General features: G+C 44.5%; 11 protein-coding genes and 1 pseudogene. 6 read left to right on the top strand and 6 right to left on the bottom strand.

The genetic code is table 11. The annotated features are described in order from the left end of the window. The first annotated feature begins 199 nt into the window (after positions 1–199). Both PY364_RS25965 and PY364_RS25960 read left to right on the top strand, forming a co-directional pair. Positions 200–3589 carry a DUF4347 domain-containing protein gene (locus PY364_RS25965; protein ID WP_275570597.1) on the top strand — a complete coding sequence of 1130 codons (3390 nt, stop codon included), beginning with the start codon at positions 200–202 and terminating at the stop codon, positions 3587–3589. Positions 3590–3828: 239 nt separating this feature from the next. After that, positions 3829–7647: a DUF4347 domain-containing protein gene (locus PY364_RS25960; RefSeq protein WP_275570596.1), complete on the top strand. Its 3819-nt coding sequence runs from the start codon at positions 3829–3831 to the stop codon at positions 7645–7647. Between the two features lie 33 nt (positions 7648–7680). Here the strand turns inward: PY364_RS25960 and PY364_RS25955 are convergent, their stop codons facing one another. After that, the gene (locus tag PY364_RS25955) at positions 7681–7827 is read right to left on the bottom strand and encodes a hypothetical protein (RefSeq protein ID WP_275570595.1); all 147 of its coding nucleotides are present in this window, start codon (positions 7825–7827) and stop codon (positions 7681–7683) included. Here PY364_RS25955 and PY364_RS25950 point away from each other — a divergent pair. Further along, on the top strand, positions 7827–8102 hold the full coding sequence (locus PY364_RS25950; RefSeq protein WP_275570594.1) for a hypothetical protein: 276 nt from the start codon (positions 7827–7829) through the stop codon (positions 8100–8102). The two genes, PY364_RS25955 and PY364_RS25950, sit on opposite strands and share 1 nt — an antisense overlap. Positions 8103–8141: 39 nt before the next feature. Here the strand turns inward: PY364_RS25950 and PY364_RS25945 are convergent, their stop codons facing one another. Next, positions 8142–8318 (bottom strand): hypothetical protein, encoded by a 177-nt coding sequence (locus PY364_RS25945; RefSeq protein WP_275570593.1) that lies wholly within the window; start codon positions 8316–8318, stop codon positions 8142–8144. A gap of 294 nt (positions 8319–8612) precedes the next feature. On the opposite strand from PY364_RS25945, the gene PY364_RS25940 reads away from it, so the two are divergent. After that, on the top strand, positions 8613–9392 hold the full coding sequence (locus PY364_RS25940) for a hypothetical protein (RefSeq protein WP_275570592.1): 780 nt from the start codon (positions 8613–8615) through the stop codon (positions 9390–9392). A gap of 32 nt (positions 9393–9424) precedes the next feature. Here PY364_RS25940 and PY364_RS25935 read toward each other — a convergent pair whose 3' ends face one another. From PY364_RS25935 to PY364_RS25915, 4 genes and pseudogenes are all read right to left on the bottom strand, one after another. Then, positions 9425–10714: a recombinase family protein gene (locus PY364_RS25935; RefSeq protein WP_275570591.1), complete on the bottom strand. Its 1290-nt coding sequence runs from the start codon at positions 10712–10714 to the stop codon at positions 9425–9427. Positions 10715–10830: 116 nt separating this feature from the next. Then, positions 10831–12306, bottom strand: a complete 1476-nt coding sequence (locus PY364_RS25925) for an ATP-binding protein (protein WP_275570600.1) — start codon at positions 12304–12306, stop codon at positions 10831–10833. A gap of 304 nt (positions 12307–12610) precedes the next feature. Further along, the gene (locus PY364_RS25920; protein WP_275570590.1) at positions 12611–12943 is read right to left on the bottom strand and encodes a sterol carrier protein domain-containing protein; all 333 of its coding nucleotides are present in this window, start codon (positions 12941–12943) and stop codon (positions 12611–12613) included. Continuing rightward, positions 12944–13093, bottom strand: a pseudogene (locus PY364_RS25915) (hypothetical protein); the annotation flags it as partial. 193 nt (positions 13094–13286) lie between these two features. Between PY364_RS25915 and PY364_RS25910 the strand changes: the two are divergent. Next, entirely contained in the window at positions 13287–13487 is a 201-nt protein-coding gene (locus PY364_RS25910; protein WP_275570589.1) for a hypothetical protein, read from the top strand. A 126-nt stretch (positions 13488–13613) separates the two neighbouring features. Continuing rightward, positions 13614–15377, top strand: a complete 1764-nt coding sequence (locus PY364_RS25905) for a BamA/TamA family outer membrane protein (RefSeq protein WP_275570588.1) — start codon at positions 13614–13616, stop codon at positions 15375–15377. Positions 15378–15393 lie beyond the last annotated feature (16 nt).

Below are 15393 nucleotides of genomic sequence, written 5' to 3'. Positions count from 1 at the left end.
CGGTAATTTACCGCCCAGAGGGCGGCGTTACGGATATTAGTGCTAATTATCTTGCGGTTGCTATAATTGCTGAAATCATTACTTTTACTGCATTTACATTTTCTCCAAGATACCTAAATTCTTCTTAATTCTTCGTTTTGCTTCTTCTATATTATTCCAGATGTGTATCTACAAGTAAACACTTTTCTGGGTTAACAGGATGTCCATTTCATCTGTATCAATCAATTCGCAATCTCCAAGTCAAAATCTCCAATCTCGCTCAATTATCTTCATTGATTCCAGCTTAGATAACTGGGAATCTCTAGCCGCCGCTGTACCTAATGGGGTTGAATATATTGCCATAGACCGTAACAAAAATGGTATTGAACAAATCACAACTGAACTACAAAAATATGCTGCTATTCACGGAGACATTGATGCAGTTCATATTATCTCTCATGGTAGTTCTGGTAGTTTACAGCTAGGAAATACTTCTCTCAATTCAGATACCTTAGAACAGTATAAAAGCCAATGGCAAAAATGGCGAAACCTACTATCTGAAAAAGCAGATATTATGCTTTACGGCTGCGATGTTGCAGCAGGTAAAGGCGCTAATTTTGTTGAGAAATTGAGCAAATTAACTGGGGCTGATATTGCAGCATCCACCGATAAAACGGGGGAAGGAAGCAACTGGAACTTAGAGTTTTACCAAGGTAAAATTGAAGCCAATTTAGGCTTAAATCCAGAGATAATAGCGAGTTATAAAGGTGTCTTAGCAGCTAATGAAGTTAGCAATAATAATGATAGCGGGACTGGTTCTTTAAGAGCTGCGATCGCCTCGGCTGTGGCAGGTGATACAATTGCTTTCGATCCCAGCCTTGCTAACCAAACCATTACTCTGACAACAGGTCAACTTGTAATTGATAAAAACTTAATCCTTGATGGTGCTGCTGCTGCCAATTTAACCATCAGTGGTAATAAAGCCTCGCGGGTAATACAAACAGCAAGCAGCACAAATGTCACCATCAAAAACCTGATTATTGCTAATGGGAATGTCGGCAGTAATTCTAATGACGAAGCTACTGGTTCTGGTGGGGGAATTCAAACTGGAAGTAATAGCACTTTAAGAGTAGAAAATTCTCAAATTAACAACAACATTGCTGGGTATGGCGGTGGTGGAATTTATACTGGTCTTCGCAGTATAACTACTATCATTAACAGTAAATTTGACGGGAATGATGGCTCCCTAGGAAAACAAGAACGAGGTGGGGGTGCAATCGCAACTAAAAGTGCAGGTTCTCTGACAGTACAAGGCTCTACTTTTACTAATAATAAAGGTAGTAACGGCGGTGCAATTAATAGTCTTTTAGGGACTCTAACGGTAGAAAATTCTACTTTCACTAATAACGATACAACGGCTGGTAGTGGTGTAAATACTAATGGTTATGGCGGTGCAATTTATACCGATGGAGCCAATGCTTCTGGGCCGGATTTTCAGCATGGGCCTGTGGGTGGGACAATTAATATTAGCAACAGTCGGTTTGAGGGGAATAAAGCAAAAGGACAAGGGGGGGCAATGTTTCTGTTTGTCTATCCCCCCGATAATGTGGCGATCGCAGACAGTACAATTATCAACAACGAGGCGATCAAAGGTTCTGGAAACGATGCTTTTGGTGGCGGAGTACGGATTGGTAACGGTGCTTATACTATCACTAATACTACATTTGCTAACAATCTAGCTGAGGCTCAGGGCGGTGGTTTATGGGTAGGAGAAGAATCTCCAGGTACGATTACTAATAGTACCTTTTTTGGCAATCAAGCAGTAGCTTCATCAAGTAATACCAGTGGTTTAGGAGGCGGGTTATTCTTCGGAACTACTAGCGATCAGAAAATTGTAAATACAACGATTGCTGGGAATAAAGCTGGAGGCGAAGGAGGGGGAATTGTTGGCAGCACAAATATCACGCTGACTAATACAATAGTTGCCAATAATACGGCAAATAATGAGTTTAATAACAAGCAAAATGCCTCGGATGGAAAAGGGTTTTCCGAGAATCCATCACCTTATTTTACTGATGGTGGCGGGAATTTACAGTGGCCGGCAATTACCAATAACTTTAATAATGCCAATATTACAGCTAATGTCTTGCAAGCTGACCCAAAACTGGGCCCATTACAAGAGAATGGTGGTGGTTTACAGACGGTGGCATTGCTAACAGGAAGTGCGGCAATTGATGCGGGTAAAAATGCAGATGCGCCTGCAACGGATCAGCGTGGTGCAACTCGGCCTCAAGATGGTGATAGTAATGGGAGTGCGATCGCAGATATCGGCGCTTACGAGTTTTCCCTTACACCAGTCCCCACGCCAACACCAACGCCAACGCCAACCTCAACGCCAACGCCAACACCAACGCCTACACCAACACCAACACCAACCTTAACGCCAACGCCTACACCTGCACCTATACCTGTGTTTGCACCTGCGCCTGCGCCGAGTCCAAAAGAAGACACCGCTTGCCTGTGCGATCGCTTCCCGACTCCTGATTTTAGTAGCGGCAAGATTATCCCCAAAATCGCCGACAAAACCCTCAGCGGCACTGCCTTTGATGACTTCCTAGTTGGTGGATCTGACAGCGACGCGATCGCAGGTTTTGGCGGTAGCGACACCTTAATTGGCATGAGTAATAACGACAACATTTATGGCGAAAATGGTAACGACTTCCTATTAGGTAATGAGGGTGCTGACTTCATCGACGGCGGCGACGATAACGATCTCATTTTTGCAGGCAAAGACAATGATGCTGTTTTAGGCGGCAACGGCAATGATACTCTCTTGGGGGATTTGGGAGCAGATACCCTCCTTGGTGGCGACGGCAATGATTGGATAACTGCAAATTTCGGCGATGATTTTATTGAAGGTGGCAACGGCGACGATTTAATTTTTGGAGGCAAAGATAATGACATTATCTTAGGTGAAAATGGCAACGATAAACTATTAGGTGATAGCGGAGATGACACGCTCATTGGTGGGTTTGGCAACGATAGCGCGACTGGCAACGACGGCGCAGATTTTATAGATGCAGGTTTTGGGGATGATGCCATTTTTGGGGGCAACGATAATGACATTATTAAGGGTGAAGATGGTAATGATTTCGTCTCTGGCGATAGCGGTGATGACACTCTCTGCGGTGGCGGTGGCAGTGACATTTTATACGGCGGAGATGGTAATGATGTTATGGATGGATGCACAGACAATGATACTCTCTACGGCGGCGCAGGAAATGATATTTTGACGGGCGGCGGTGGTAATGATTTTCTGATCGGAGAAATTGGGGATGATACTTTAATTGGCAGCACTGGCAGGAATACATTTGTGTTAGCATCTGGTCAGGGAAATGACACAATTGTTGATTTTGAAAAAGGTCAAGATTTGATAGGGTTAGCAGGCGGACTTACTTTTGCTCAGCTTAGCATCACCGCTAGCAACAGCGAAACTTTAATTAGCCTTGCCAGCACTGATCAACTATTAGCTACTCTTCAGCGTGTATCATCGAGTTCACTCAAATCTGAGGATTTCACTGAGGCGATAGTTTTCCCAAATTTGTTATAGTTAGGACTGAAGTAGGTGGGCATAAATAAATGCTATAATTTGTAAGGTGGGCGCTCGCCGCAAAACATTTATAGCTACGATTGATCGGCTTTTTGCGGCGAGCGCCCACCCTACGTTTAATGCTGTCTACTACTCGATCTTTATTAACAGTTAACAGTTAACTGTTAACTGTTAACTGCTAACACTAAAGCGACTCCGGGGGCGTATCTACCAGTACAAACCCTTCAGGAGTATGCGAAATGAATGCAACTTTGACTCCGGCAACTTCACTGTCTGCCTTTCAACAAAATCAATCTAAATCTCTTGTCTTCATTGACTCTGGTATAGATGACTCTTCAACTCTCGCTGCTGGGGTGATTCCAGGTGCAGAAGTCATCTTTTTAGATCGGAATCGCAACGGCATTGAACAAATTACTTCTGCATTAGAAAAATTTGCTACTGCGGGAGAATCCATTGACCAAATTCACATTTTTTCTCACGGAAGTCCAGGCAGTCTGCAACTCGGTTCTGCTGTTCTTAACTCCAATACTTTATCAGAGTATCAAGAGCAATTAAAACAGTGGAAATATGCACTGAGCGACCGAGCAGATATCATGCTTTACGGTTGCGATGTTGCCGCAGGTGACGGTGCTAATTTTGTTGAGCAATTCAGTCAATTAACTGGGGCTGATATTGCGGCATCTACTGATAAAACAGGTAGTGCAGCTTTAGATGGTGACTGGAATTTAGAGTTTACCAAGGGAGATATTGAAGCCCCTCTAGCCCTTACACCGCAAGTAATGGCAGCTTACAAAGATGTTTTGGCAACCATTACCGTTACCAATAATAATGATAGCGGGCCTGGTTCTTTAAGAGCTGCGATCGCCTCGGCTACTGCGGGAGATACAATTCAGTTTGCTGCCACTCTAGCCAATCAAACGATTACCCTCACAACGGGCGAACTTGCCATCAACAAAAACCTGATTATAGACGGTGCTGCTGCTGCAAATTTAACCATCAGTGGGAATAACACTTCGCGGGTAATCCAAACGGGAGCTAGCACAAGTCTTACTCTCCGCAACCTAATAATTGCTAATGGTAAAACTCCTGGCAATGACCCTAACAATGAGGCGACTAGCGCGGGCGGCGGCATCTTAACTGGCAATAGTAGCACTTTAATTTTAGACAATTGCCAAGTTAACAATAACGTCGCTGGTTTCGGTGGTGGTATCTATGCAGGATTTCAAGGTACTACTACTGTAATTAACTCTCGATTCAACGGCAATAACGGCTCTTTAGCTGCTAATACTGAGCGTGGTGGCGGTGCGATCGCAACTAAAAGTGCAGGTTCTTTGACAGTACAAGGCTCCACTTTTACTAACAATAAAGGTACTAACGGTGGAGCAATCAATACTCTTTTGGGTAGTTTAACAGTAGACAACTCAACTTTCACTAATAACGATACAACCGCTGGCACTGGTGCAAATACTAATGGTTATGGCGGTGCAATTTACACCGATGGAGCCAATGCTTCCGGGCCTGGTTTTACTCCGGGATCTGTCGGCGGTACTATTGCTATTCGCAACAGTCGGTTTGATGGCAATAAAGGAAAAGGACAAGGCGGGGCAATATTTTTGTTTGCCTATCCTCCTGATAATTTAGTGCTTGAAGGCAGCACAATCGTAAATAATCAGGTGACAAAAGGCTCCACTGGAGACGCTTTAGGTGGCGGAATCCGAATTGGAAATACTGCCTACACTATCAACAATACTACCTTTGCTAATAATGTTGCAGAGGATCAGGGTGGCGGTTTGTGGGTGGGCGAAACATCTCCAGGTACGATTACTAATAGTACCTTTGTGGGCAATAAAGCGGTAGATCCAGGTAATACTGCTAGTGGTTCAGGCGGCGGATTGCTATTCACTACTACTAGCGCTCAGAAGATTGTAAATACAACAATTGCTGCTAACCAAGCGGGCAGTGAAGGCGGCGGGATTGTGGGTGGCACTAATGTCACGCTTGCTAATACGATTGTTGCCAATAATACGGCTAATAATGGTTTTGGCAATAAACAGAATGCCTCAGATGGACAAGGATTTGTAGCAAATCCAGCACCTTACTTTACTGATGGCGGTGGTAATTTACAGTGGCCTGCGATTACCAATAATTTCAATAATGCCAATATCACGGCTAGTGTCATACAAGCTGACCCTAAACTTGGCCCTTTGCAAGATAATGGTGGTGGTTTGCTAACGGTGGCATTACTAACAGGAAGTGCGGCAATTGATGCCGGAATTAATGCCGGAGCACCCACCACTGACCAAACTGGCGGCATTCGGCCCCAAGATGGTGATAGTAATGGGAGTGCGATCGCAGATATCGGCGCTTATGAATTTCCTGGTGCAATCCCGGAAATTCAGGTACTAGATAGTTCAACGGATATCGTTGACAACACAACCGTACCCCTGAGTTTTGGCAGCACTCCTGTGGGCACTCCGATCGCGAAATCCTTTACTATCAAGAATCTTGGTAATGCTGCTCTCAATTTGGGTGCGATCCAATTGCCTGCGGGTTTTTCTGTAGTGGGAACCCCCCCGACTAGCGTAGCGGCGTTGGGTTCGGCAACTTTGCAAATTCGGCTCGATGCTGGCGTTGCAGGCACTCCTACGGGTCAAATTTCGTTTACTAACAACGATAGCAACGAAAATCCGTTTAATTTTGCGATCGCGGGTACTGTTGTTGCTGCAACGCCAACCCCTACACCAACGCCAACGCCAACGCCAGCGCCAACGCCAACGCCTACACCAACGCCTACACCTACGGGGACACCAACACCTACACCAACCCCAACACCAACACCTACGGGGACACCAACACCCACGCCAACGCCTACGGGGACACCAACACCAACGCCTACAGGCACACCTACGCCAACGCCTACAGGCACACCTACGCCTACACCTACAGGCACACCTACACCTACGCCAACAGGGACACCAACGCCAACGCCAACGGGTACACCCACGCCAACGCCAACACCAACAGGCACGCCTACACCAACGCCAACAGGCACACCTACACCTACACCTACACCAAATCCAGGCACAGAGACTTGCCTTTGCGATCAATTCAGCAGTCCCGCACTCAGCAGTAGCAGCTTTATTCCCAACCCAGTTCAAAACACTATTGAGGGTACTGTCGCCGATGAAACCTTAATAGGAACCTCTGCCAACGATGCCATCAATGCTGGTAGCGGTAACGATGTTGTTTACGGCTTTAGTAGCAATGACAACTTATTTGGGAGCAACGGTAACGACGTATTGTTTGGAAATGAAGGTGCTGACTACTTAGACGCTGGGATTGGTAACGACACCGTTTATGCAGGTAAAGACAATGACGTTGCGATCGGCGGTGGAGGTAACGATTTCCTGCGAGGAGATTTAGGTAATGACACAGTTTTTGGTGGTGCAGGTACTCAGACTATTTTTGGAGGCAAAGACAATGACATCTTATTAGGAGAAGATGACGACGATCTGATTTACGGCAACTTAGGAGATGACACCATAGATGGCGGCAACGGCAATGATTTAGTATTTGCTAATGAAGGTGCAGATTTAATCTTTGGTGGCAGTGACAACGATACCGTTTATGCAGGCAAAGACAATGACACTCTTTGCGGCGGAGAGGGTAGCGATCTACTTTTTGGCAACAATAATGATGATGCTGTCGATGGTTCTGCTGGTGATGATACTGTCTATGGCGGTAAGGGAAATGATAGCGTCTACGGTTGCACTGGTAATGATACTCTGAGCGGCGATTTGGGCAATGATACTCTGATTGGTGGGAGTGGGAATGATGTTTTTATTTTCTCACCGGATCAGGGGAATGATGTAATTACTGACTTTCAAAAAGGTCAAGATTCGATAGGATTAGCGGGAGGTTTGACTTTCGATCAGCTTAATATTTCTTCTGGTAGTAGTGTGACTACAATCAGTTTTGCTAGCACGGGTCAAGTGTTGGCTACTGTTAATGGAGTTGGGGCTAATACTTTGGGTGCGGAAGATTTCAGGGTGATTTAGTGAGGAATTAGGAGAGAGTGTCAACCCCCTTTTTTAAGGGGGTTTTTGATTTGTGTCGGTTTTTAATTGAGGATTAGGGCAATGGTGAGTGCGATCGCAAATATGATGATGAAAGTTAGCATCGGAGCGGAGCGGTTGATGGGTGTGGGTTGTGATTGTTGAAGGGCGATTTGTCTGCATTGAGTTTTAGTCGCGATGGCAAATATCTAGCTACGGGTTCAGCCGACAATACGGCGAAACTGTGGGATTTATCAGGTAATTTAATTGCAGATTTCATTGGCTATCAGGATGGGATGCAATTTATTGAAATCAAAAGTCCGGTATTGAGTGTCTCTTTTAGCCCAGATGGTAAGTATTTAGCCGCCGGTTATGGTGACGGTGTAGTTAGATTATGGCCGATAGAAAACTTAAACCAATTATTAGCAAGAGCGAGGGAATGGTTGCAGTTAGAGTAGATACAAACTCAGATTTGGATACCGATAAAAAACTCTACATTAAATAATCTTAGCTTGAACGATCGCTAAAGCCGATCGCAACGCCTCAAAGCGGTTCTCCATCAGGTGAATTCGTGGCGACACACCCCCATCTTCCACCTGAGACAATTTCTTTCTTGTAGAAAAACATTGCAACTGAAGTGTTTCAATGCGGCGCTGAACCTGTCCGCGTGTCACCACCATCCACAGATAGGGTTATCGTACTGGAGCTCTCCCAAAAGGAAGAGAGACAATAGAAAAATCTCATATTTTCTTCCGCTCTTTTTCCACCTAAAGATATATAACCAAAAATTTAACTTACCGTTAAGCTAAATTTAACCAAGTTCACTCGCCATCGTTATAGCTGAGGGCAAAAAATTTGCTTGTATGTTGAGTTAGCTTAGATTTAGCTCAAAGCAAGCTTAGCCAAATCTTCAATTACTCTGCCCTGGGTGTGAACCAAAGTTTAAGTAAAAGTTAAAAATTAGGTTCATGAAATTTACCCTTTCTCTCTCTCCCTGGACAGTTAGCCGCTTCCTGATCCAGGTAATCTTAGGTCTTGCTTTACTCTCCATTGTTGGGCAATTGATGCTTTATTTCCTACCCGAACACCCGTTTATAACTTACTTTGCAAACGCATTCAATTTAGATAGTGAACGTAATATTCCTACGCTTTACTCGGCTTCTGCATTGCTATTTTGTGCAATCTTACTAGGCGCGATCGCTTATGCTAAAAATTTAGAAAAAGCTCGATATACGCGCCACTGGATGATTTTATCGGCTATATTTTTTTATCTCTGTGTGGACGAAGCCAAACAATTACACGAGAAATTAATTGAGCCGATGCAATCTTTACTTAACGCCAGCGGCTTTCTTTTATTTACATGGGTTGTTCCCGCCGCCATTTTTTTAGCGATATTCGGATTGTATTATCTGAAATTTATTGCTCACCTTCCTATCAAGTTCAGAAAGTTATTTTTGATGGCAGGCGTTGTCTACGTTGGAGGAGCCTTGGGTATGGAATTACTTGGGGGATACGAGGCTTCTGTGAATGGGATAGAGAGCGTAATCTACAAAATCTTAGCGACTATTGAGGAGGTTTTAGAGATGCTAGGCATCGTTATCTTTATCCACGCTTTGCACTCTTACATTATCCTATCATTAAATGAGTTGATTCTCGAAGTTACCCTAGAGGATGCTACTCAGATTTTCGCCAGGAAAATGAGAACTCCAACACTTACTCCTGAGAGTTATACACAAGATGTAACTTAGTCGCAGTATACTCCAGACCGTTATTCCCACCCTCAAAAAATAAAGACCATTTGAATCTGCCAGCTTGTATCCTGACGAAGAATTTCGATTTGACTAATAAATTCTCGAAAGTAGAATCGGCGCTCTGATTCTGACAAATCTAGCCAGAATTGCGGTAGAGAAACAGCTTGAGCAATTGAGCGCAAATTGACAGGCGGAAGCTGTGCGAGTTTGCTTTGCAGTTCGGAAATTTCTGTACGCAGTTTATAACTTCGCAATTCTGCGGTTTCTACATCTAAAATCCCCTCTTCAGTCAAAATAGGTAATCGATCGATAATTTCTTGCTTAGCTGCGATCTCGCTCACAATTCCTCCTTTAATTCCCTCCATATCTGGCATTGTTAATTCTGCCACAGCCAGGGGCAAGTCTCGACAAATTACCTCAATAGTTTGTGATAATATCTTCTCATAAGATAAGGCTTTGCACTTAGGTTTTTGGGGACAGCTAATCGGCCGCAAATAAAGATATTCTTGGTCTTTGCGATGGGATGTAACTTTAGCAACTGTCATTGATGAATCGCACTCTTTACAAACTACTAAACCCGCCAAGGAACGCGGGGCGCTAGCAGTGCGGGGAGGGAGCCTCTGATTGCGGCGCAGAAGGCGGTCTATTTGAGCCGCTTCTTCTCTGGAAATAATCGGAATATGAGTATTAGAAATTACCTGGTCGTTTTGATATTCTAAATCGCCTCGGTAGACGGGATTTGTCAGCCAGCGGCGACCTGTACTGACAGAGATTTTCTTACCGTATTTCTTGGCTAAATAACGAACAGAACCCCGCAAGGAACCATAGAGCAAAAAGTGTTCAAAAAAGTCTTTAACGGCTGGTGCAGCACTGCGATCGACAGTATAGCGGTCTTTTCCGCGCCGATATCCGTAGGGCGCTTTTCCGGGAGGTGGAAGAGCTTTGATCCGGTTTCTAGCGTGTCCTTTGCGAATGCTGCGGCTGTGTTGACTCTGTTGAATTTCGTTAAGTAATTTGAGTAAATCCGTAATAGTTGAAACTTGACTATTAGCTGTTTTTCCCTCTATAATTAACTGAATACCGAGAGCTTCAATTTGAGAGAGCCGATCGCAGACTTGCTGCACAGTATCGCCCAGTTCTTCCACGCGCTGAATTAATAGATATTCTGGGGGTTCCGATTGGCAGTCTTTTAAGAGTTGTTGCAGTTGTTCGCGTCCCCCTAAATCTTGATAGATGCGATCGACTTCCCTTTCCCAAATTGATGCTGGCGGTGCTATTTCAAGTAGAGGATCGCTATAAGAATAAGCAATTATTTTCATTATTCGCTGAGTTCAATTATGTTACCATCGGGGTCTTGAGTAAACAAAGCATTGCGACCTGATGCACTCATTTGGATACTGTTAACAGTTAACTGTTAACTGTTAACTGTTAACTGTTAACTGTTCAGGGCCTTAGATTTTTGCTTAACAGCCGATTGTTCCTGAGTTGACTGTACTGGAATTTCGATCCAGAACTCCGTTCCCTCTCCCGGTTGCGACTCGCAGCGGATCGATCCTTGATGATTTTCTACTAAAATTTTACGACTAATAGACAATCCTAATCCAGTCCCTTTTCCTACCTGCTTTGTTGTAAAAAACTGGTCAAATACCCGCGATTTAACTTCTAGAGGTATTCCAGGCCCATTATCAGAAATTCGTACTGTCACATAATCGGGATGCGTAACTTCAGTACGAATCCGAATTGTCGGCAAAATTTCCCCTGCTATTTCTTCCCGATTTCCCATTCCTTCTTCCAAAGCATCAATGGCATTGCTAAGAATATTCATAAACACTTGATTTAGCTGTCCTGCATAGCAAGTAACCATTGGCAAATCGGCATAATCTTTAACTATTTCAATCGTTGGGCGTTTCGGGTGAGCCCTCAGACGATTTTGTAAAATTAACAAGGTAGTATCAATCCCTTCGTGCAAATCTACTTGCTTCATTTCAGTATCATCTGTGCGTGAAAAATTACGCAAAGACATTACAATCTGCCGAATCCTATCGGCTCCAATTTGCATAGAACATAGGACTTTTGGTAAGTCTTCAATTAGAAAATCTAGGTCAATATTTTGGATGTGATCTTGGATTTCCGAAATAGGCTTGGGATAATATTCGTGATAGAGATTTAGCAAATGGAGCAAATCTTGGGTATAAACTTCGGCATGGCTAAGGTTCCCATAAATAAAGCTGACGGGGTTATTAATTTCGTGGGCGACGCTGGCGACTAATTGCCCCAGTGAAGACATTTTTTCGCTGTGTAATAGTTTGGCTTGAGCTTGTTTGAGTTCGATCAGTGCTTTCTCAAGTTCAGCAGCTTGATCTTCCGCTTGAGTAGCTGCCGCACAAGTTTCTTGATAGAGTTTGAGGTGCTTGAGATCCATTTCCAATAGTTCGGCTTCACTCTCCTGTTGATATTGAGTGACGACTGCATCTAAGGCCTCTAATAACTGACTATAAGCGGTCGTAGTAATGTAGTTTAAATGGGGATTATTTTGCTCCAATTCTGCATCTGGGGATTGTACTAAAGCTCTGACCTCAGCAATATAATCGCGTACTTGTTTGTCTAAATTCAAAGGTGATTGAAAATACATGGCTGTGACTTCCTTTGAAGTCTGACCTGGTAAATTCATGCTGCGATCGCCGTTAATTAAGCCGCTGTGTGACTTTTCCATAAGATTAATGGCATCTAGCAAGTGCGCACGTAGATTTACCCGCTCAGTTGCAACTTGAGAACAGACTAATTGTAAAGATAGAAAGGCTGTTCGCTGAGAGAGCATCCGCTGCCGACCGCTAATATTAACAACAGCCGCACTAATTTTGCGGACAGCCCAGATGTCGTCTAAATTAAAGTATTTAGTAAATTCTAACATAAGTAACAGTTCTAAATGCCATAAGTTTTTATGGTTCATAATAATGTAATATGTTTTTACCCTGTTAAACATTTTGTACAATGATATCCTGAAAAAATATTTTCAGTTGTTTGGCTGGATCGAACGGTATCTTTAATCACAAATCTTTACTGTGAATAGCTTGATTTGCAGTGAGGGCTTGCGCAAAAGTATCTGTAACGCCGCCTTCTAGGCGGTAAGGATACCGCCTAGAAGGCGGCGTTACGAAGCGTGGTGCGTAAGTAGTATTGAAAAAATCCTTAAACCGCTTGCTACGAACATTTGTTTAAAAGAAATCCGGTAGCCAAGGTTGAGGGCCAGCAAATATCAGAGTAGCTAAATTGAGTGCATCATCTGTAGATTGTAAACGATCTGTAAGTTGTAGTTGATGAGGTGTAAATAATCCTGTGTAAAGAGATGCGAGTCCACCCACGTCTAGCTGCAAGTCGCTGCGACCGCCTCTAGTAATTTCACCTCGACCTCCAGATACGCTTAAGATGAAATTTCCGTTATTTTCAGTTAGCAAGGAGTCGCAAACTTTTAGGTGCAATTCGGTTTCTATTCCCTGTGGATAACCACGTTTTTCTAGTGCGAGACTGACATTAATAATTCGTGCCATCCAGCGTTCTAAGCTACGGATACGAGCGGTTTGTTCTGAAAGTAACAATAGGAATGGATCGACAATTGAACTGCGCCAGATTACTTTTTTGATTTGGGAGCGATGGTCTGCAATCAGCGTCCATAGGCGGCGGCTCCTGTGCCACGATATTCTGGGGCAATACCGACACTGGCGATGCCTGCGATCGCCTTATATTTTGGTCTAATGTCAGATAATGTAAATAATTGTAACGATAAACACTGCCAAAGATTAAACTTTATTGCAAACTAGAAACATAACAAGAGTCCTGTGATACCTTCAATGGTGGTCTGAAAACGACGCAGCATAAGGGAAGGAGAACACTTTGAACTCGCAGTTGACAGAATATCCGGCTTGCTCATTGCGTGAAGATGTCAGTGAGTACGTAGCTCATCTACAGCTTCACATGACTTTACAGGCTCGTAACTTAGTCCCGAATATTACACAGGCTAAAGATAGCCGCGAACATCTGTTGCAACAGACTCAAGCTCATTTTGAGAAGCGGGTGTCTCGACAGGCTATTTAGCTGGTGAATTTTTTTCTGGGCGATCGCGATCTCCAAAATTTACGCGATCGCTTCTCACTTTAGAGGCATAGGCTTTTTGGCAGATTTTCGCTAATATTCCTTGGAAGTGGCTTAAATCTAGTTTCTATGCGTATTCCAAAAGTTATAGTTTTGAGTTTAGCAACCTTGGTCGGAGGCGGGTTGACCAATGCAGGTTTAGCGATCGCTGAATCTTCAGCCCCCGAACCAAAAATTAAAAACCGGGCGGTTGAAACCGCGTCTATACAAACAAAACCCGCCTTCGCGGGTTGTAAAATTCTTGATGGGTCTTCAGTCCGCGAAGGCGGACTTGGTTTGTGTAGCCGCGAATTCTATTCGCCAGGCCTTGGCTATTCGCCTAGACCGATCGAGAATGATACTGTAGAGACGGTGACAGTATCAGCAAAAAAAGCTCTCCCTAAAGATTTTAAATCCGCGATCGCTACGCCGACCCAAAGCATCGTCAGTCCGATGCCCTCACTCACCACCAGCCAAAGCGCCCAACCCTTAAACAGCGCCCAAGAACTCGGCGGTAGCGTACAAATGAGTCAAGGGGAGGAAGTGACCCAAGATGTAGAGGGCGCTTATGTCAGAGATGTAAAAGTTAGATTCGTTAACTCCAAAGGCGAAGCCGTAGATAAAGAAGGCAACCCAATTCAGGGGCGAATCTCAGAAGATTTCATCCGCAGCGAGATTCAACTCAAAGCTGGAGATAATTATAGTCAAGCAGCAGTCCGCCGTGATTTACAACAGTTGCGGCAATTGGCTTTATTTTCCAAGGTTACAGTTTCCACAGAACAAGTCGGCACTGATGTCAATGTCATCTACAACGTCACCGAAGGTCAGCCTCGCAGTTTTAACTTTGGCGGCGGCTACAGCGATGACCTTGGGGTGTTTGTAATTTTGGGAGTTCGGCAAATACTCGGCCGCAGTCAGCGGGTATCGGTACTTGTCCAGCCTAGTCTCCGAGACTTTGAGTACGATTTGCGGTTTACAAGCCCCTATCTTGCCAGCGAAAACCGTTTGGGTTACAGTTTCGGAACTTTTCGCGATCGCCGGAGTTCCGACATTTTCGATAAAGATGTCAATTTGCCCGACGACAACAAAGTCCGGGAAATCAGGATGGGTGGAAATGTCAATTTCACCCGACCGATTGGCGATTGGCAGGGGACTCTAGGATTGAACTATACCAGCATCAGCACGCGCGATCGCAATTTGAGGATTGCCCGACGGGACGAAGAAGGAAATCCTCTCACTTTTAGCGGTACTGGCGTTGACGAATTATATACTGTATCTTTGGGCTTCACCCGCGACTGGCGGAATAATCCCTTCAACCCTACTAGCGGCTCGATTCTTAGTCTCAGTACAGAACAGTCAATTCCTCTAGGGCGGGGGAATATCACTATGAATAGGCTGTTGGCTAACTACATACAATACGTGCCTATACAATGGATAGGTAGAAACGATCCCAAAGCTTTACCCGAAATGTTTGCCTTTAACTTGCAAGCCGGTACTATCATCGGCGACTTCCCTCCCGCAGAAGCTTTCCGTCTCGGCGGTAGTAGTTCTGTGCGGGCTTACACATCGGGAGCTCTTGGTACTGGCCGCAGCTACTTTTTAGCCTCCGGCGAATATCGCTTTCCCATCAGGAGTAATATCGGTGGCGTGATATTTGTCGATTTTGCCTCAGATTTAGGTTCTGGCGACAGCGTATTGGGAGAACCAGCCATTGTCCGGGACAAACCGGGGACGGGGGCTGCGGCTGGGGTAGGAGTGCGAGTGCGATCGCCTTTTGGGTTAATTCGCTTAGATATCGGGGTTAGCGATCGCGGCGGCGTGAGAGTTCTCTTCGGTACCGGTCAGCGATTTTAGGTTATTTGTGATTTTG

This window comes from Kamptonema sp. UHCC 0994 (assembly GCF_029167235.1).
Lineage (GTDB): Bacteria > Cyanobacteriota > Cyanobacteriia > Cyanobacteriales > Microcoleaceae > Kamptonema.
Note: the sequence above shows the minus strand (reverse complement) of the source record. Positions and strands in the feature narration are given on the sequence as shown.

What these genes read in the sequence shown, in the direction of transcription:
- PY364_RS25965 (WP_275570597.1), top strand. Translation starts at nt 200, where the DNA reads ATGTCCATTTCATCTGTATCAATCAATTCGCAATCTCCAAGTCAAAAT.
- PY364_RS25960 (WP_275570596.1), top strand. Translation starts at nt 3,829, where the DNA reads ATGAATGCAACTTTGACTCCGGCAACTTCACTGTCTGCCTTTCAACAA.
- PY364_RS25955 (WP_275570595.1), bottom strand. Translation starts at nt 7,827, where the DNA reads ATGCAGACAAATCGCCCTTCAACAATCACAACCCACACCCATCAACCG.
- PY364_RS25940 (WP_275570592.1), top strand. Translation starts at nt 8,613, where the DNA reads ATGAAATTTACCCTTTCTCTCTCTCCCTGGACAGTTAGCCGCTTCCTG.
- PY364_RS25935 (WP_275570591.1), bottom strand. Translation starts at nt 10,714, where the DNA reads ATGAAAATAATTGCTTATTCTTATAGCGATCCTCTACTTGAAATAGCA.
- PY364_RS25925 (WP_275570600.1), bottom strand. Translation starts at nt 12,306, where the DNA reads ATGTTAGAATTTACTAAATACTTTAATTTAGACGACATCTGGGCTGTC.
- PY364_RS25920 (WP_275570590.1), bottom strand. Translation starts at nt 12,943, where the DNA reads ATGGCACGAATTATTAATGTCAGTCTCGCACTAGAAAAACGTGGTTAT.
- PY364_RS25905 (WP_275570588.1), top strand. Translation starts at nt 13,614, where the DNA reads ATGCGTATTCCAAAAGTTATAGTTTTGAGTTTAGCAACCTTGGTCGGA.